Source organism: Levilactobacillus huananensis, from assembly GCF_003946145.1.
GTDB lineage: Bacteria > Bacillota > Bacilli > Lactobacillales > Lactobacillaceae > Levilactobacillus > Levilactobacillus huananensis.
Genome location: NZ_RHOC01000002.1, coordinates 111,951 through 130,477 on the forward strand (window position 1 = coordinate 111,951; position 18,527 = coordinate 130,477).

An 18,527-nucleotide genomic window follows, 5' to 3' on the forward strand; every position below is an offset into this window, starting at 1 on the left:
CTTAGCGTTACTTTTAACCTAAACTTGACTATTTCACCAGTGAATCGGTTAACCGCATAAATTCTGCCACATCGCGCTTGATAAGTTGAACGCCAGCTAGCCAGAAATCAGGCTTGGTGAGGTCGACTCCCAGGTGTTTTTGAGCCAGCTCTTCGGTGGACATGTTGGCCGTGTCCCGTAATAAGGCAATGTATTGGTCTTCGAAGTTACCTTCCTGCTGGGCTTTAGCGTAGATCCCCAAACTGAAGAGGTAACCGAAGACGTAAGGGAAGTTGTAGAAGGAGGGATCAGCGATGTAGAAATGAAGCTTGCTAGCCCAAAGGTGAGGTGAATAAGTCGACAAGTCGTGACCAAAGGCTTCCTTCTGGGCATTTAACATCAGTTCATTCAATTCGGCTGGTGTAACTAATTTTTGTTGGCGTAGTTGGTAGAAACGGGATTCAAAAAGGAACCGGGCCCGAATATTTAGGAACATTGCGAGCGGGTTATCCATTTTAGCGTTGATTAAGGCGATCTTCTCAGCGTCGTTAGCAGCGGCCTTGACGTTGGCGTCAGCCACGATCAGTTCACCAAAAGTTGAGGCCGTTTCAGCCACATTCATGGCATACCCCTGTCGGAAGTAAGGGAGATCGTTCATGACACTGGAGTGAAATGCGTGGCCGAGTTCGTGAGCCAGTGTGGAGACATCATTGGGAGACCCGGTAAAAGTCATGAAGATTCGGGATTCGTTGGTTTCAGGAGCGCTTTCCATCCAACCACCGGGGGCCTTGCCCGCACGGTCTTCTGCTTCGATCCAGTTGTGTTCGAAAGCGTGTTGCGCTAAGGCAGCCATCTTTGGCGAGAATTCACCATAATGTTTAATGATGAAAGCTGCGGCCTCGTCGTAGGTGAAGTGGTGATGTTGGGCTCCCGGTAAGTTCAGGGGGGCCTCAACGTCTTGCCAACCGGCGTGTTTCTTGCCTAGCAAGGCGGCCTTTCTGTCGAGGTAGTCAAGTAGAAATTGCTTGTTGTCATCGACGACTTGCCAGATGGTAGTCAAGGTCTCAGCACGCATTCGGTTATCCTTGAGTGGTTTCTTTAAAAAGTCCGTGGTGCCGTGGGCCGCATACTCTGTCAAACGAAAGCCGGCCAAGTGATTTAGGGTATCGGCAAAGAGTTGTTCCTTAGCCGTCCAAGCCTGTTCCCAGACAGGCAAGAGGTCGGCTCTGTATTGCGGATCGGCGTTCCCTAGAAGGTTGTTATCGGCTTGCCCAGCAGACAGTGTCGTGGGGTTGCCGTCGGCGTCGTGGAAGGGCATGGTCACAGTCGCCACTAAGGAGTCGTAGTGGGCACTCCAGGCGGAACGGCCATCCAGATTCAGGCGGCTGATCAGAGCTTCGGTCTTGTCGTCCAGGAGTTCTTTACCAGCGTCACGCATTTCTTTTAAGTTAAAGGCTAGTGGTTTCAGTTCGGGAACTGCCAGGATTGCGTTGAAATGAGCATCTGGTACCTGAACCAGGACTTTTTTCAACTTACCGCTAACTGTCTCGATTTCATTTTCGAGGCCGTCAAGTTTGGCTACCATGGGGGCCACTTCAGGATTGTTGACATCGGCGGAACCGATGGCCGTCATGAACAGGCCAGCCTGGCCGATACCAGCCTCAATCTTTTGGAGATGAGTGATCAGTTTGATAAATTGTTGGTAGTCGGGGGCATCGCTCGCAGCGTCCCACCGGTCCAGCAGATCGCCCAGAGTTGCAATGGCCGTTTTAATCTGCGTTAATTTTGTTGCCAGTTTGGCAGAATTAATTCCACCAGGAAACAACGAGTCCAGGTCCCAATTCATCGAATACTTCATCGGCAAGTCCTCCTAAATGATCTTTGTGTGTGGCTTTTTAAGTCTGCGGTCTTCATCGGGTAGCGTCCAGTTGCCGCAGGTAGTATGAAAGGCCACACACGTAAGTTGTGCTTATTATAGCAAACATCATAACGATTGCGCTGATCAAAGGAACTTCGTATACTTACTGAAGAAGAGAAATGAGACATTGGGAGGAAACGAAAATGAGTAAGCGAAAAAAGTGGGGATTGATTAGTCTCGGTGTAATTGGGGTGCTGGTAGCCGGGGGACTGCTAGGGGCCAGTCTGTATTTTTACAATATGACGGTGGCAAGCGGCAAGAAGAGTTTTGTCGGGACCGAAAAGCCGTTACGCAAATCAGATCGACTGTACGCACAGAAAAAATGGTATCGCGATTCTAAAAAAGAGCGCTGGACCGAAAATGCGGTTGGTACGCGGTTGAAACAGGTCGCTGATTATATTCCCGCGGACAAGACGACTAAAAGAACGGTCGTGTTGGTTCACGGGTTCGGATCGAATAAAGAAGCTATGGGGGGCTACGCGGCGCTTTTTCACCAGCTTGGCTACAACACTTTAATTCCAGACACTAGAGGTCAGGGTGAGAGCCAAGGGAAGGTGATTAGTTACGGTTATTACGAGAGCCGTGATTATTTGAAATGGGTCAAGCAGGTCATTGCTAAGCAAGGTCCGCAGTCGCAGGTTGTATTGTTCGGCGTTTCTATGGGAGGGGCCACGACGATGATGACCAGTGGGTTGAAGACACCAACACAGCTAAAGGCCTACATTGAGGACTGTGGCTATACGGACGCACAATCCGAGATCAGTTACCAGGCTAAGCAAATGTACAATCTCCCATATTGGCCGTTAGTGCCGCTGACTAGCGCCGTGGCGAAGGCCAAAGCCGGGTTTCATTTCAAGGATGCCAATGCGTTAGCGGCAGTTAAGAAGAATCATAAGCCCATGTTGTTCATTCACGGTGGAGCGGATACCTTCGTTCCGACCAGAATGGTTTATCAGGTCTACCGCGCGGACGCCGGTCCCAAGGAACTCTTGGTGGTCAAGGGCGCACAACACGCAGCGGCCCTGTCTCATAATCCGGCACTTTATGAGAAAACAGTCACGGCCTTTTTAGCCAAATATATGAAATAAGTTAAGGGAGTCTAGTTATTTTGAGTGATGTCACGCGACAATTTCGACCGGAAACCGATACGATCCTAACACTAGGGGCCACGCTGATAATGGGGCTCGTTGATGCCGATACCTTTCTTAAGCATGGCGAGGTCTTCGTGAGTGCACAGACCGGTAACCTGATTGTGGGGGTCATTAAGCTCATGGAACACGGCTGGCAGGTTGCTTGGACCAATGGGTTTGTTTGGATCGGTTACTTTCTAGGGTGTTTCATTGCCCAGGGGTTGAGTGAACGCGTCAGTGCCCACAATCCGCGGCGCCAGATGCGCTGGCTTCTGTTGATTGATGTGGTGGCCTACGCACTACTCGCCAGCCTGCAAAAGACATTGCCAGATAGCTGGCTGATCTTTTTTCTCGGGACAGTGGCCGGTTACGAACTCACGATCTTTCGCCAGGTCGGAGGCATCGCCATTAATAACGGCATCATGACGGGAAACACCAAGGCCTTTGCCACGAGTTTTTATCGGGCAGTGGTCAATCGCGATCATCAGGCGGGACAACGGGTGTTACGCGTTGGGGCCGTCCTGGTGACCTTCCTGCTGGGGTGTGCGATCGGTGTTCGCTTAGCCGATCTAGCAGCTCTGGATGTTCTGTGGGTTGCGAGCGGCTTCAAATTAATCCTGCTTGGCTGGTTGTTTTTACCGGTAGCTATGGAAACCCCTTAGCTTGAACAGTTGGGTTGTGACCATAAATAGCGTATAATTAACGGGAAAAGTGACAATCCCCCCGGGACATCCGGGACTGAAAATTAAGGAGCACATTATATTGTTAATAACAGGACTGACTATCGGTCTGTTGTTGATTGGGATTGTGATCGGTTACCTGGTTCGGCAACGACAACATCGTGCGGAATTATTGGCGGTTCAGGCCAAGGCAAGAACCATCATTGCTCAGGAGACCGAGAAGACGAAGCAGCGCGTCGACCAGCTTACGCAGAAGAGTCGGCAAGCCACACTCGCCTATCAGCAATCCGTCAAGGACGAATTGACCGAACAACAAAGTGATATTCGCGTTAGAGAACAACGACGGCAACAGCGAGAGCGTTTAATGGGACAGGCTACGGTCCGTCTCGATGATCAAACAGAGATGCTAGATGAACGGAGTCAGGCTAACCGCGAGCAACGGCAGGCTATTCATTTACTTCGTGATCAGGCGGACGAATTGACAACGACACGTCATCAGACCTTAGCGCAGCGCGCAGGTATGACTGAAGATGTCGCCAAAAAAACGGTGCTGGATCACGCTGAATTAGAGTTGAAGCGTGACCGAGATATCGAGGTCAAGGCACTTAACGACAATGCGGTTGCCAACGCTGAAAAGTGGGCCAAGGATGTTGTGTTATCTGCTACGGAGAGTGGTCCCCAGGATTTACCGAAGGAACATATGGAACACACCGTGACCGTGCCGAATGGTGACATTCGGAGTAAGATTATCGGCCGTGAAGGGCAACATATTCGGTTGTTAGAGACGCTTACAGGGACGGATCTAATCTTTGTGCCGGATGACAACACGACGTTGTTTATTAGCACGCATGATCCGATCCGCCGTGAGATTGCACGGGTGGCGCTGACCAACTTAGTTGCCAGTCGCCGTATCTCAGCCAACCAGATTGAGACGCAGGTGGAGAATGCACAGCGTGATGTTAATCACAGCCTCTGGGAGGCCGGCGAACAGACCGTTAGCCTGCTTCATGTGGGCTGGATGCATCCTGATTTGATGAAGTTGATTGGCCGGCTTAAATATCGGACCAGTTACGGTCAAAATGTGTTACTTCATTCGATTGAGGTGGCGCAACTGACGGGGGCTATGGCGGCTCGGTTGGGGTACAATACTCGGTTAGCACGCCGAGCCGGTCTTCTGCATGACTTGGGGAAGGCTATCGACCATGAAGTCGAGGGTACCCACGTGGAAATCGGAACGGAATTTGCCCAGAAGTACGGAGAAGATCCAATTGTCATCAACGCTATTGCAGCGCACCATGGGGACATCGAGAAGACGTCGCCATTGTCCGACTTAGTTGCGGCAGCCGATGCTATCTCGGGTGCGCGCCCTGGGGCACGGAGTGAATCGGTGGAAGACTACATTAACCGGTTGCGGGCCCTTGAGCAAATTGCAAACGAGCAGAAGGGTGTCTCAGAGAGCTATGCCATTCAGGCTGGGCGAGAGTTGCGGATCATGGTCAAGCCGCATGAGTTGGATGACCAAGCTGCGGCTAGCTTGACTCGAGAAGTGGCGAAGCAGATTGAAGACAAACTCACGTATCCTGGTAAGATTAAGGTTACGACGATTCGCACGCTGACGGCGGTCGAATATGTCGGCGATGAAAAGAAAAAGAAGAAACATAAGAATAAAAAGAAGAAGGTTGCCAACGCTTAAGGCTGGCAATACAAAAGCCACGCGATTCTCATTGGAGAAACGCGTGGCTTTTATGAATATGTATGGTTAATCGACGTTCCAGACCAAAGAACATAAACCGGTTTATCCAGGTCGATTAACGACTGTAAAGTTATCATTAGTCGTCGCTGAAATCGTAGGGTGTTCCTGCAAATAGTCAGCAATAATCTCACTCATTGCGCCCTGACTCTCAGCAATAATCTTGTCGGCACTGTACATGGCGTAGTGACCGCCCCCAACTGCGCGATATTGGTTTAATGCGATTCGCAGTTCTTGATCAGCGGTCACGGGTTTCCCGTGATAGGTGAGGTTTTCAATACGCTGACCTTCGGGTTTGGCCACGTTTATCTGGTAGTTCACACCCTCGTACATGTCGTAATTATATTGCCGCCGCTTAGGATGGACAAAGGCTGGATTGACTGTAATCTTTTGATCTTCGATCGCAAAATAGCGTGCAGAAACTTCCAGCGCTCCACGTAGGTCGGCACCAGTGATCTTTAGGAGAGATAGGCCGTTAGGATAGACGTAATTGGTCATGATATTTCGCATCGTGATTGGGTTTTCAAAACCACGGGACTCATCACTGAAGAGCGCTGTTGCCGAAATATCCGCCCCCATCGTGGCCATTTGAACTTTTTGGATAAATTCGATATAGGGGGTCTCATGCATTCGCGCTGCAAAGGGATCGTTGAAGGTCATGTCACCTTTGATGTGACCTAGTGGTTGATCGAGCCAGTGGCCGACTTCACTATTCAATCCGTTGGCGGCCGCTAAGACCTTAGGATCTAACGGTGCATGTTTGGTGGGCACCAGTTCGCTTTCATGGCTGAGAACGGTCACCGTACCATCAGCCTTGCGGTCGAGCTCCAATGTGATTTTACCAATTGCTTGGCCTCGAAAACCCGGTTGGGTGATGGGGGTATCGAAAACGTCGGTGGCTAACTGTCGATGTTGGTGACCGGTGACTAAAGCATCGATGCCGGGAATGGCCTCTAGAATGTGGTAGGCTTCATTTTCACCAACATGAATGTCATTAGGCTTACCGGTGGTCAAATCACGTTCAAAACCGCCATGATAGCAAACAACTACCACGTCAGCCTGCTTTCTGATGATGGGAACGTATTTTTTGGCGGCTAGGTAGGCAGACTCGAACTGGAGGCCACTAATGTTAGTCGCCTTTTCCCACTTATAGACGGCTTGGGTGGTGAGCCCCAGAACGCCAATTTTGATGCCGTCTTTTTCGATGATTTGGTAGGGCTGCCCGTATTCGGGCTCGCCGGTATGATCCAAGATGTTGGCGCAGAGAATAGAGCGTTTCGCGTCACGAATAGCGGTTTGTAAATATTTTTGACCGTAGTTAAATTCGTGATTGCCGAGGATGCCGCAATCGTAGTCGATTTGGTTATAGATGGCCATCAAGGGAGCTGGATCGCGTTCGGACTTAACCCGAGCCACGTAGTAGGCTAATGGGGACCCCTCAAGAAAGTCGCCATTCTCCACAGTAAGGACTGGGCCCAGTGACTTAGCCTGCGCTTGTTCGCGAGCAATTACGGTAGCGGCTCGGGCCAGGCCGAAGCCTTGGCGACTGCCCTTCTTTACATAATTTGTCGGAAAGACATACCCGTGAGTATCGCTTGTCGATAAAATTGTCAGCTTCATGAATTCTCACCCTCCATTACGTCTAACAGACCCTGAGCGCAACGCCGAATCTATAACGTGTTAAAGAAATTATAAGCTAGTTTGCTAACGCTGTAAATTTATGAGAGCGCATTCGTCTAGATTATGAGTAAATTTCTAACAAATGGGTGGCCATTGACTATTATCGGCTGGAATTTTCAGTTATTAACATATTTTATGTGGGGGCTGGCGTTTGCGATAAGCCCAGAGGGATTCCGACTAAATGACGAGAGCAATGGATAAATTACAACTCATGTGGGCTAAACGAATTGGCTTAGACTGACGTCAGTGTTGGCGGTATCTGTCAGATTATCTTTTGAGTTACCTCAACCGTCAAGATTTTTAATTTAAGAAAAAAGGCACAAAAAAACAGCGATCGGACCGTAATTGTCCGCATCACTGCTAAATAAAAACACATGTTACGTTTGGAGTGGGTCGGTATCGCCGTAGCGGTCCGCCCGTTTTTTACTTTTGGAGGAGTAAAATTGGTAACTTATTCGTTGTTTAATTCGTAAGTTATGCGACTACTATAGCATTCAATTGTGAAGAAAATGTGACGCTGAGTCGTTAATCTATTCTTCCCCAGCAATTTCTTGGGTATAGAGCATTTGATCGGTCGAGACTTGTTGATAAAGTTCATCCGCCAGGGTTGTGGAAATTTCTTTGGATGATCGACGTTGACGAATGTAGGTGTATTCGTATTGGAAAGCCTGGATAAAGAGCTCACTTTGTTCGTCTGCAGCATCGGTGGATTCAAAGCGGCGGTGGCGTGCGTTGTAGTAGTAACGCACGGCGTTGACTTCGGCTTGGTTATCCACAGTGGTCACCTTGGTGAGAAAGGTCATGACTTGCGTGTAAATATTCTGTTCAATGGTCATGAAGTTTTCTCGACGTTCACGTTCTGCGGCAGAAACGTGGCCAGGACGTGAACGGTCTTCACCGCGACGACTGTGTCGTTGACCAGTTTGAAGGCGTTCTCGCCGTTTGCGGCGATCACCGTGGTGAGTCACAAGATGCCAGAGGCGGTGTCCCACGAAGCGAAACCAGATACTGGTGTTAACCAGGGGATTACGACTGCTCATTTGTGATTTCATCAGAAGTAAGCGCACGTAGCGATTGGCAAAAGGAACGGGGATCGTACCGTCATCGGCAAGCTTCTGGACCGCGGTAACCTCGATTTGAGTGGCCTGGTTGAGCAGGAGTCGTGTGGCCTTCTTGTCTGGACGAGAGACGCTAGCCTGGCTATTTAAGACTTGAATGACAGCCTGGGCACTGGCTGGTGTGTCTGGATTTTCTTGAGCCAGTCGTTCACTTGCGTAAGCGACCAGAGCCTTACGCTCATGAAGGAGCTGGTCGGGATCGACCGTGGCCGTCTTCTTGGGCAGGAAGAAGGGCAGAACGATAGTCGGAACTAAGAGGCTGAGGATAATCACAACGGCCGCCACGAAGATCATGGTGTTCCGGTAAGGGAAAGCAGTCCCGTGTAACGTCAGAGGCAAGGAGAAGGCCATGGCCAAAGTGATGGTCCCATGCACGCCAGACAAGGCCCCCACAAGGGCATTTGAGCGCCGTTCCTCAGTCTTGGAATGGATGAGTGCCCAGTCGAAGCGAATCCAAAGATAACGCAAAATAGTCATCACCACGTAAAGTACGACGGCTAGGATGAGAAAGGTGATCAGGTCCTTGGTGTGATCCTGTTGAATATTTACCCAAACCGTGGGAAGTGTCGCCCCTAAGAGAACAAACACAAATCCATTTAAAATGCTGGTTACAATGCGCCATGAAGAACGTGTGACCAACTGAAGCTGTGTACTGGAGAGTCGTAATTGGTTTGAAGAAAAACTATACATGAGCCCGGCAGCTACGACGGCGAGAATTCCTGAGAGTTCGAGATGTTCAGCGGCGAGGTAGATGAGGAAGGGCACTATGAGGTCATAAGGGACAATGACACTGGAAGAATCCATACCACTCTGGACTAATAGGACACGGGCCCAAACGGCTAAGCCACCCAGAATAACACCGATTAGCAGGCCGCCGAAGAAAACAAGGAGGAAGTGTTTAACCCCCAGGCCAACCGAGAATTTACCAGTGGTGAAGGCCGTCAGTGCAAGGTTGAAGGCAACCAAACCAGAAGCGTCATTGAATAGAGATTCACGTTCCAACATACTCATGACTCGTTCGGGGACCGCCATATTTGTGGTAATCGAGGAGACGGCTACGGCATCGGTTGGGGTTACAATCGCTGCTAAGGCAAATGCCAGGGCTAGGGGAATCCCTGCCAACATGCTGTGAGTCAGGTAACCCATCGCCACCACAGTCAGGACGGCTAAGACAATCGCCATAGAAGCGATGGATCCCATGTTTCGTCGAAGATCCTTGGCGCTGGCGTTCTTCCCATCGTAGAACATGAGTGGCCCAATAATTAGAAGCATAAAGGCTTCAGGCTCCAGCGTAAAATGATGAAACATGGGGATTAACGAGAGTAAGGCCCCGGCGAAAATCTGGTAGAATGCCTGAGGGATGACAGAAAAGTAGGGATAGACGGTGTTGGCAACGATTGTCGCCAAGATCAGTAATAGAACGGAATAAAAGGCTTCCAAAACAAGTTCCTCCCGAAAATAATTGATGCCACCATTTTACGCCATTCGTCGGGAGAACGGGTAGAGGATCGCTTGAAAAGGTAAAAATAACCATTTTAATGGAGGTGGGAGAACGGTTTAACTTGTTATAAGAAATGGCAATTGAATAATATATCACTAGAAATGAATATTCATACATTCTTGTAAAAAAGACACGCGTGGCAAGTCCAACCTTAACGGAACCTAAAAATGGCGAGGGATAATTGGGTAAGTGTCGTAACTTTGTGGCAAGGTAACGGACGCATTTGTGGGCTTTCGTCCAATTTATCACAAGTAAAACGATGAACGTTGCTTTAGTTGCGAAGACCAACTAATACGTTGAAAAAAGATGAGGGTTGTTTAGAAGATTTCCAAAAAGGGTTGATTATTCATTCAATTGTGGTAACATATAAGTTGGTTCTACTAGATAGTTCAATGAAACATTTTGGGAGAATCAAGTTGTCTGTGTTTCTATCGTTACTCAATCCAACGATAAGGAAGTGCTGAGATATGATTAATTTGTACATTGCGCCAAGTAGCGCATCCAGTCGGAAAGCACGTGCATGGCTTAAGGAACATGAGATTGCGTTCAAGGAACGTAACATCAAGTCTAAGCCACTGAATGCTACCGAGGTTAAACAGATTCTTCGGCTCACAGAAAATGGGAGCGAGGATATCATTTCTACCCGATCCAATATTTTCAAGCAATTAAATATTGATTTGGATAGTCTATCGGTCAGCCAATTAGTTGACTTAGTTGTTAAGTATCCAGACTTAATCAAGCGCCCAATCATCTTTGATGATAAACGACTTGAAGTGGGGTACAACGAAGAGGAAATTCGTCGTTTCTTACCACGTGAGGTACGAACCGCTGAATTACACCACTTAGAATCACAATTAAGCTCATAGACCTAGTCGATCAGTTCTCGGGGGAGTGCTGGTCGATTTTTTATTGATATTTTTATAGTTAGACGACAAAAGCCCAGGACACGACACCGTGTCCTGGGCTTTTGTGCGCAATCAAATGATGCGATTAGCGATTGAACCGGCTAATGATTACCAGCCACGACCAACTAAGCGTGTTGACGGCGACGGTAATTATGGGCCATATTCCCATAGCCTAGTTGTTCCAAAGTCTCTACAATTGTCGCTTCAATCGTTCCCGTTGCAACAACGTCAAACCCTGCCAATTGGGCAACAATGAGACTTTCAACGCGATGAACGACTGTGGGATCATTGGTCAATGCTGTGAGTGATCGGTGAATCTTTCGCGAGTTAAACGGAATGTGCTTTCCTGCTGTATTTTCCACGGTGAGACCACCCGGATACATCGTTGTTTGTGATCGTCTTAAAACATCCATCGTCTCTAGCCCTCCTAGGGTTTGCCGAACCCGTTAGTGTCTCTTTTTAACGCCCGGTCAAAAATTAGTATAAGTCTATGTTACGATGAATTTTAGAAAATTACAACTAGATATAGAGCGGAAGTGTGAGAAATTTCCACATATAGTATGAAAGTGACAGAGCGTGGTGCTCGCTTTTTAAAGTTAGTTGATACCACGGAGAGACTCTTGACTGTGGATCAGTTGTGTCAGTAAGGCATTGGTTGGTGCCGGAACACCGAGCTTCTGACCAAGTTGGGCAACGTAACCATTTAAGAAGTCAATTTCGGTCGGCCGGTTCTTTGCCATATCTTGGTGCATAGACGGATAATGGCCGCCATTTTTGTCGGGATCAAATTGTGCCGCGATGAGGGCGGTGTCGGCCGCCGCATCGAATTGAATATGAGCAGCCTTAGCCACGGCGGCAAATTCTGTTAAGACAGCATCGTTAAGGGGTCGCCAATTTGGCAATGCCCCAAATTCACCAATATTACAGTCAAAGAGGGTGCAGTAGGTATTAAGGACACTGTTTAACGCGGCCTTTTTCCAGATAGCAGCCAGAACATTTTCGGCCGGACTAGCGTTGAGGTGGGCAGCATTCAACGCCGTGATCAAGGCTGGCAAGTCGTTGAATTTTTCTGGCACGATAGCTTGGAGTGAGATGCTCCCGGTTCCGGTAACCGTGATGTGACCCGGACCTGTCAGACTAGAGGACCAAACTGTTGTTCCGGCCACGACGCGTTCCTTAGGGACATGGCGTTCAATAGTTTCCACGTTTCCAATGCCGTTGGCTAAAGTCAAAACGATGGGTTGGTTATCTAAGATGCCGCTGAGTTGTTGGAGCATGTGGTCCATTTGCATGGCCTTGGTGAAGAGAATTACCAGGTCGAATCGGTCTGTAACATCCTCAGGACGTTTAGCGGTTATTGGCGTGACGTGGTCTTGGTTGTCATCCGTGGTGACGATTAAGCCGTGTTTCTGAATGGCAGTAACGTGCTCCTGCCAATTATCGATCAGGGTAACTTGGTGCCCAGCATCCTGGAGCTTGACCCCGAAACGACACCCCATGGCGCCAGCACCCGCAATTGCGATTTTCATACTTGCTCACTCCTTATCACATTAGTTACTTTTAGTGTAGCGGTTTTCCGCTGTGGACGCACGTGAAGGCTGTAATTGCGTTTGACAGGGGCCAAAGTGGGAGCGTAAGATAAAACGCAACCGTTTAATGAGAAAATAATGAGAAATTCAAGGAGTGGTGAGATGACCCAGAGCGTGCAAGCACAGGATTTATTTATCTTAAAATCAGTCACACAACCAATCGTGGCTGGTGATCGGATCTTCTTTGTAGAAAATAGCGTCGATCAGGCCAGTAATGCGTATCGAGCGGAGGTTCGCGGTGTGAGTGACGGCGAGACCTGGCCGGCTGGAAGCATTGGTGATCAGAACACCCGACCGGCGGTGGCCGGTCAGCGGCTTTACTTTGCCGCGAAGGTCGGTCAGGCCAAACCACAACTTTTTACAACGGCGCTCAATGGTGGTCAAGCGCTGGCGGTGACGCTCTTAATGCCAGACCAAGCGGTCAGCACCGTGTTAGCGAGTGAGGACCAGCAGACAATCTTTTTTAAAACAACTGAGACCACGGAACAACCTAAATTCCTGAAGACCGAGACTTTTCCACAAACGCGGCACATTTCTCGTTTGGTTAATAAAGCTGATGGTCACGGTTGGCTGCCACAACACGCGGTCTATCGTGTCTGGCGTTATCGGCCGGAGACGGATCAGCTGCGAGAGGTTTTGAGCCAGGGGACGGACTTTGAGTTAACCAGTGCCAGTGCGGATGGTCGCTGGCTCACCTTGATTCAAGATAGTCAGCCGGATAACGACCGAGACTTCACTCGCCACGCCTATTGTTTGGATACTGCCGTTCACGAGCAAATCGATCTGACCAGTGACCTTAAAGGCCAGGTAGCGGATGCCACGATCTCCGCCGATGGTCGCCGAGTGCTTGTCGTGGGTAACGATGGATCGCATGGGTTACATACGGTGGCTAACGTTTATATTTCCAATCGAGAGACCGGAGAGTTAGTCAATCAGACAGCATCTTTGGATGCAGACCCCGTGCCGGAATTTGCGGCTGATTTTGCTCAGAATCCAAGTGGTAAATTGGCACAGTGGCTGGATGGCCAGCACTTTGTCTTTACCGCAGCCTTTCATGGGCATAGCCAACTTTACGTTGGGGATGGTGAACGGGTTCGCTTACTGGATAATCAGGCAAGAGAAATCGTTGATTTTGCGGTTATCGATGATGATTCTGTGGTTCTCGCCGTTTCTGCACAGGATCGGCCCAGCTTGTTAGTTCGGCACACACTGAGTGATAGTAATGAACGGATTCTGGTGAATCCTAACGCTGCTTATGAAGATACGCATGTTTACGCGCACCCGAAGCATTTCAACTTTGAGGCCACTGATGGTCAGGACTTGGAAGGGTGGTACCTTCCAGCCCAAACGACTGCTAAGAAGACGCCAGTCCTACTCTACGTTCATGGGGGACCACATGCGAACTACGGGGAGACCTTCTTCCATGAGTTCCAGGTACATGCCAGTCGCGGGTATGGCGTCGTTTTCTTCAATCCCCGGGGCTCAACCAGCTACGGTCAGACCTATCAGGACGCAGTGATCGGTCACTACGGTGAGCACGATTATCGCGACGTGATGAGTGGCTTGGACGTGGCGCTCGCGAAGTTTCCCGAATTAGATGCCGACCGGCAATACATAGCTGGTGGCTCATACGGAGGGTTCATGACCACTTGGGCCGTGGGACACACGACACGCTTTGCCGCAGCAGTTGCCCAACGGTCTGTGACCAACTGGATTAGCTTGTTTGGGACCAGTGATATTGGGTTCTACTTCAATCCGGATGAATTGGCTGGGGATCTCTTCGATGAAGGCGGTGTGAGTGAGTATTGGCAACGTTCGCCACTCGCTTATGCTCAGAATGTGACGACGCCAATTCGGCTATTACATGGTGAGTGGGACATGCGTTGCCCAATTAGCCAATCCGAGGAGTTCTTTACGGCGGTTAAACGGCACGGGGTCGATGCCGATATGATTCGCTATCCTCAGAGCTTTCATGGGGTGTCGCGTCATGGGTTACCAAGCCTCCGAGTTCAACGAATAGATGATATGACAGCGTGGTTTAATGCGCATCCATCAGTTAAAAAGTGACTGAAAATGAGTCGTTAGTTCCGTTATTAATGGAAACTAACGGCTTTTCGTGGTAAAGAGAGGAATCCCGTTATTATAAGGTTTGCAACCGATGTTGCCCGTGATACGGGCGCAACTAGCCCGGGCAAAGTGCGTGATGGATGCCTTTATTTGCTAGTCGCCCCCGGGGGTCTCGACTATAATGTGAGTTAATTAAAAGGGGATGGAGACAATGGAAAATGTATTTAGTCAGCAGTTAGTGAAGATTCGTCGTCGCCAAAATATGTCTCAGGAACAGTTAGCAAGTCAGTTATTTGTCTCACGACAATCAATTTCAAAATGGGAACAAGGGGAAACATCTCCAGATATTGGAACGCTGGTTAAACTGGCCAATTTATTGCAGGTTGATTTGAATGAATTGGTTAGTGGTGACGCAATGGGAGCAAGCGATCGTCATCATGAGGAACCACAACAAAGTCAAATGGCGATGAATTTCTGGGAGTTCCTGTCAAATAACTGGTGGACGGTCATCCCGATCTTGGGAATTGTGTGGTTGATGCGTTGAGCAGTCTTGACTGACTAGAGAGTCTTGTTGACCGGAACTTGGTTGGCAAGGCTCTTTTCTTGGTTGGCATGAAGTTTATAGGGGGTGTCCGGCGTTATCGTGTAAGACGGGATCGTCGCTCGCACGGGTGCTGGCAGTCTCTGAGACGTGTTTATTGCGACAGGTCCCTAGTCGGTTCAGGGAGATGCTGATCAGCAAAAAAAATCCCCCATCGCGACGAACGATGGGGGACACAGTCTATTTACTTATGAAGGTTAGTCAAAGTTGAAATTATTTAACGTTTGCTACGCGAGCGTAACCAACAGCGTGCCACCATGGGGCGTGAACCTTTTCAGTCACAACACCACGGTTTTGAGAATCAATCATCTTACCGCCACCAACGTAAAGGCCAACATGAGAGATGGAGTGCTTTGAACCACCGAAGAAGACCAAATCACCCTTCTTGATGTGCTTGTAACTAACGTGCTTGTAGTGGTTGTATTGGGCTTGGGCAGTCCGTGGAATAGACTTGCTACCACCCTTTTTGTAAACGTACTTGGTAAAGCCAGAGCAATCGAAGCGGGAAGGACCCACTGAGCCCCAACCATAAGGCTTACCTAATTGCTTCTTGGCAACCTTGTGTAATTTGCTGTAGGAAATCGTCTTTGCGGATGCACTGACCGGTTGGGTCAAGGCAAAACCTGCCAGCACGAATGCGGCCATGGCGATCAGGGATAATGCAATTTTAGCTAACGTCTTCTTCATAAATGTAAACAAACTCCTCTTTTTTAATTAGTATTTTTAGTTTTGAAAACTTGTTCCGTTCGATTCAACAGAACTAATACTATCAGGGAGTTGTTACAGAAGTGTCTCAAACGAATATCAATCACGTTAAAGGTAGCGTTAAGCTTTGCAACATTCTCGATTAATCAGCTGAATAGACATGGGGGAAACGTTGGTATGACGCTATTTCAGGGGACAAAATAATTTGTTGCAAACGTCGCGATTGACGGGACTGAAAAGTGAGCTTTTTTTGCTCTAAATTGAAAATTGCGCGGTAATGTGTGTAATTATGGTTGGATTGCCCCTGTCTTTTCGGATCAAATGGGAGGCTAACCTCTGCTAACCATTGGAAGATTTCACGAGTGATGAGCGTGTCATTCTCGGCGATTGGGGTCCCCCAACGACGAATTGCCATGTGAATGAAGCGATCGGTGGGAATGGTTTTGGCTGGTAACGGCCGACCTGACGCAATGAATTTTTTGGCAACTTGAATGGTTTCGGAGGTAAAATCGTCGCCAGATACGCCAAGATAGCGGTTGAGATTTTTTAAGTGGATAGCCAGTGTTGGGGTATTGGTGAGAATGCCGGCCGAATCGATCTGGGATTGAAGCGGACCGCCAGTGGGTTCAATGACGATCGTTTGCCCGGTGGGATCGCTTAGAATCCAGTGGAAGGGATACACGGTCGTCGCTTGGCCCCAACGGCGGTTGAGAAGTGTGACCCGCGGAAGATCGGCGATAACTTCGGCTAAAGTGGCATGTTCACCTAAGGCCCAGGTGATGAAGTCCTGGGGCCCCAGGTTAATCTGACCGATGATTGGTTGGTCGACGTAGGTTGCAGCACCAGGCAGATACAGTTCGGCGCAGCTCAAACCGGTCTCGTTGACACCGTCCCCGAGGAGAAAGGCATGGTCATCACTAGCTTGACGACCACCGCCCAGCATGGCGTACTGGCTAGTTCGCGTGGAGCCAACGGCTGGCTGCCAGTGATACCATCGGGGTAGAAAGAGGGGGCGCCAAGGTGTAGTGGTTGGAAAATCCATTGTTCGGCCAAAAAAATGGTGGGCAGACGCGGTGGTATAGGTTAGACTAGTACACACAGGGAACGCCTCCTTTCTAAGATGAGAGCTACCCTCAGTATAACTTAATTTTCGCCGCTGTGGCTTGTATTCCCGGCGTGAATCTCGTAAGCTAATAGAGAACAGAAATACCCATAATAGAGGGGTCTATTTTTGGAAGGGAATTGGGAAACTATGAAATCAACTTGGAACTTAGTGGGGATGACCTTGTGGGTCCTAGTCCTGGTCGCGTTGGTCTGGATGGTCCACGACATGCGGGTTCGCCGCATTCACCTTATCGTGACGGAACATCACAGCTTTTCGTGGCGTAATTTCACCATTTCGACTGTTGAGTTAGTGGTGTGGCTGTTGTTCTTTGGTGGAATGAGTTACACGACGTTCTTTCAAAATGTGAACCAGTTGGGCAATCGAGTCAGCGAAACGACGCGATATGAACCCCTGGTAATCACCACGGGAACTAGTAATGGCTCCGCTTATTATGTTGTGGTCCACAACAGTGACGGTCAAAAACCGGTCCAACAGTATACGTATCTGACCGAGGGCGAAAAATATCAGGTTAACAGTACGAATGCGACGGTTGCGACAGGGAAGAAGGCCATTAATCTGCCAGCCTCGGCCTACCGATGGGACGAGAAGAAGGTCAAAAAGTATGATCAACGACACCAGAAGGCTTGGGTCGGGGTCATCGAGACGACCTACAAAAAGTCCTTCGTCAATGGAATTGGGTTGCATGCCGGCCGATTGGCCAATCGCTTCACGTTGATCCGGATTCCGGATCATTCATTTATGTTAAAGGAATAATGAGTTGTAGCCGAGACCTTAACGTCTCGGCTATTTTTGTGTCTCGCAGCTTGTCTTGGCCACTTAGTGTGGCGATAACTGACTTATGAAGGCCAACCGGAAACGTGCAGTGCCTCCAAACTGGTGACGTGGGTCTCGTTCGGGTGTTGCGAGTCTGATTCATTTAGTTTGCAGAAAAAAGTTAAAATAGGTATCAAACGATTATCTTCAAGATAACTGTTTGATACCTATTTGTAGCTGAGAGATAAAGTTATGGACTCAGTATGACTAACGAGCGAGCATGTGGTGAGTCCGACAAACCGTGACCTGACGCTTAAAGCAAGGCCAACTAGGCTCTTTCATCTAACTGATAGTCGTTAGGATTTGCCGCCAAGGGGCCGTAGTCGTCCATCTGGCTGTCGCGGTAGTCCCACCATTCATTGCTGTAGCCCACGAAGCCAGCCGCAGTCATGGCATCATCTAGGATGCGATAATGATGTTCTTGGATCGCCGTACGGCGGGCGTCACGATGGGCGGCTGCCGTGAAATCATCGAACGGGGTTTGCATGTCGAGTTCATTGCCGTTCAAGTCACAGAGCGTGAGGTCAAAGGTCACGCCTTTCTGATGTGAGAAGTTAGGGTTGGGTTTTGCAACGAAAGCCGGGTCCGGGTAGACTTCGAAGAGCCGCTCCTGAGCTGTCACAGGACGATAAGCATCCCAGACCTTAAGCCGATAACCTTGGTTACGGAGTTGTGCACTGGCAGTCACGAGCTTCTTAGCCGTACCAGTACGAGCGATGGCGGTAGTAAAGTCGTAGACAATTTGGCTGGTAAAGTTATTTGTGGTGGCGTAGCGCAGGTCGACTAGGATGCTGGGATCTAGCGCTTGAATATTGCTAAAACCAGTTTCGAGTTGAGACATGGGGCACCTCCAATAAGAATTATGTTCAGTATATCGGGTTTGTTATCGAAAAGCTTGTGAAAAGGCTTACCGATGACACAAAAAAGAAGCCCGATTAGTGACCGGACTTCCCGTCAAGAAACAC

15 protein-coding genes are annotated in these 18,527 nt (G+C 49.1%); 7 read left to right on the top strand and 8 right to left on the bottom strand.

Annotated elements, in window-relative coordinates; translation table 11 throughout:
* Nucleotides 1-28 precede the first annotated feature (28 nt).
* Complete coding sequence (locus EKM71_RS02585; protein ID WP_125573119.1) at nt 29-1,837, bottom strand: M3 family oligoendopeptidase; 1,809 nt, start codon at nt 1,835-1,837, stop codon at nt 29-31.
* 203 nt (nt 1,838-2,040) lie between these two features.
* On the opposite strand from EKM71_RS02585, the gene EKM71_RS02590 reads away from it, so the two are divergent.
* The 3 genes from EKM71_RS02590 to rny all read left to right on the top strand — a co-directional run bounded on the left by EKM71_RS02590 (nt 2,041) and on the right by rny (nt 5,400).
* Nucleotides 2,041-2,985, top strand: coding sequence for an alpha/beta hydrolase (locus EKM71_RS02590; RefSeq protein ID WP_125573120.1), 945 nt, complete (start codon nt 2,041-2,043; stop codon nt 2,983-2,985).
* Between the two features lie 20 nt (nt 2,986-3,005).
* Nucleotides 3,006-3,689 (top strand): YoaK family protein, encoded by a 684-nt coding sequence (locus EKM71_RS02595; RefSeq protein WP_225417978.1) that lies wholly within the window; start codon nt 3,006-3,008, stop codon nt 3,687-3,689.
* Between the two features lie 100 nt (nt 3,690-3,789).
* A complete protein-coding gene (rny, locus tag EKM71_RS02600; RefSeq protein WP_125573121.1) occupies nt 3,790-5,400 on the top strand; it encodes a ribonuclease Y in 1,611 nt (536 codons plus the stop codon).
* Between the two features lie 102 nt (nt 5,401-5,502).
* Here rny and EKM71_RS02605 read toward each other — a convergent pair whose 3' ends face one another.
* Nucleotides 5,503-7,077 (bottom strand): bifunctional metallophosphatase/5'-nucleotidase, encoded by a 1,575-nt coding sequence (locus EKM71_RS02605; protein WP_125573122.1) that lies wholly within the window; start codon nt 7,075-7,077, stop codon nt 5,503-5,505.
* Nucleotides 7,078-7,667: 590 nt separating this feature from the next.
* Nucleotides 7,668-9,695, bottom strand: coding sequence for a cation:proton antiporter (locus tag EKM71_RS02610; RefSeq protein ID WP_125573123.1), 2,028 nt, complete (start codon nt 9,693-9,695; stop codon nt 7,668-7,670).
* Between the two features lie 528 nt (nt 9,696-10,223).
* On the opposite strand from EKM71_RS02610, the gene spx reads away from it, so the two are divergent.
* The gene (gene spx / locus EKM71_RS02615; RefSeq protein WP_057879364.1) at nt 10,224-10,622 is read left to right on the top strand and encodes a transcriptional regulator Spx; all 399 of its coding nucleotides are present in this window, start codon (nt 10,224-10,226) and stop codon (nt 10,620-10,622) included.
* 164 nt (nt 10,623-10,786) lie between these two features.
* Here the strand turns inward: spx and EKM71_RS02620 are convergent, their stop codons facing one another.
* Both EKM71_RS02620 and EKM71_RS02625 read right to left on the bottom strand, forming a co-directional pair.
* Nucleotides 10,787-11,074: an EAL domain-containing protein gene (locus tag EKM71_RS02620; RefSeq protein ID WP_125573124.1), complete on the bottom strand. Its 288-nt coding sequence runs from the start codon at nt 11,072-11,074 to the stop codon at nt 10,787-10,789.
* 183 nt (nt 11,075-11,257) lie between these two features.
* Nucleotides 11,258-12,190 (bottom strand): ketopantoate reductase family protein, encoded by a 933-nt coding sequence (locus EKM71_RS02625; RefSeq protein WP_125573125.1) that lies wholly within the window; start codon nt 12,188-12,190, stop codon nt 11,258-11,260.
* A gap of 162 nt (nt 12,191-12,352) precedes the next feature.
* Between EKM71_RS02625 and EKM71_RS02630 the strand changes: the two genes are divergently transcribed.
* Nucleotides 12,353-14,317 (top strand): S9 family peptidase, encoded by a 1,965-nt coding sequence (locus EKM71_RS02630; protein WP_125573126.1) that lies wholly within the window; start codon nt 12,353-12,355, stop codon nt 14,315-14,317.
* A gap of 211 nt (nt 14,318-14,528) precedes the next feature.
* Nucleotides 14,529-14,861 carry a helix-turn-helix domain-containing protein gene (locus tag EKM71_RS02635; protein ID WP_125573127.1) on the top strand — a complete coding sequence of 111 codons (333 nt, stop codon included), beginning with the start codon at nt 14,529-14,531 and terminating at the stop codon, nt 14,859-14,861.
* 270 nt (nt 14,862-15,131) lie between these two features.
* Here the strand turns inward: EKM71_RS02635 and EKM71_RS02640 are convergent, their stop codons facing one another.
* Nucleotides 15,132-15,605, bottom strand: a complete 474-nt coding sequence (locus EKM71_RS02640) for a C40 family peptidase (RefSeq protein WP_125573128.1) — start codon at nt 15,603-15,605, stop codon at nt 15,132-15,134.
* A 160-nt stretch (nt 15,606-15,765) separates the two neighbouring features.
* Nucleotides 15,766-16,722, bottom strand: coding sequence for a linear amide C-N hydrolase (locus EKM71_RS02645; protein ID WP_125573129.1), 957 nt, complete (start codon nt 16,720-16,722; stop codon nt 15,766-15,768).
* A gap of 153 nt (nt 16,723-16,875) precedes the next feature.
* On the opposite strand from EKM71_RS02645, the gene EKM71_RS02650 reads away from it, so the two are divergent.
* A complete protein-coding gene (locus EKM71_RS02650; protein WP_125573130.1) occupies nt 16,876-17,502 on the top strand; it encodes an LVIS_2131 family protein in 627 nt (208 codons plus the stop codon).
* A gap of 328 nt (nt 17,503-17,830) precedes the next feature.
* Here the strand turns inward: EKM71_RS02650 and EKM71_RS02655 are convergent, their stop codons facing one another.
* Nucleotides 17,831-18,403, bottom strand: a complete 573-nt coding sequence (locus tag EKM71_RS02655; RefSeq protein ID WP_125573131.1) for a M15 family metallopeptidase — start codon at nt 18,401-18,403, stop codon at nt 17,831-17,833.
* Nucleotides 18,404-18,527 lie beyond the last annotated feature (124 nt).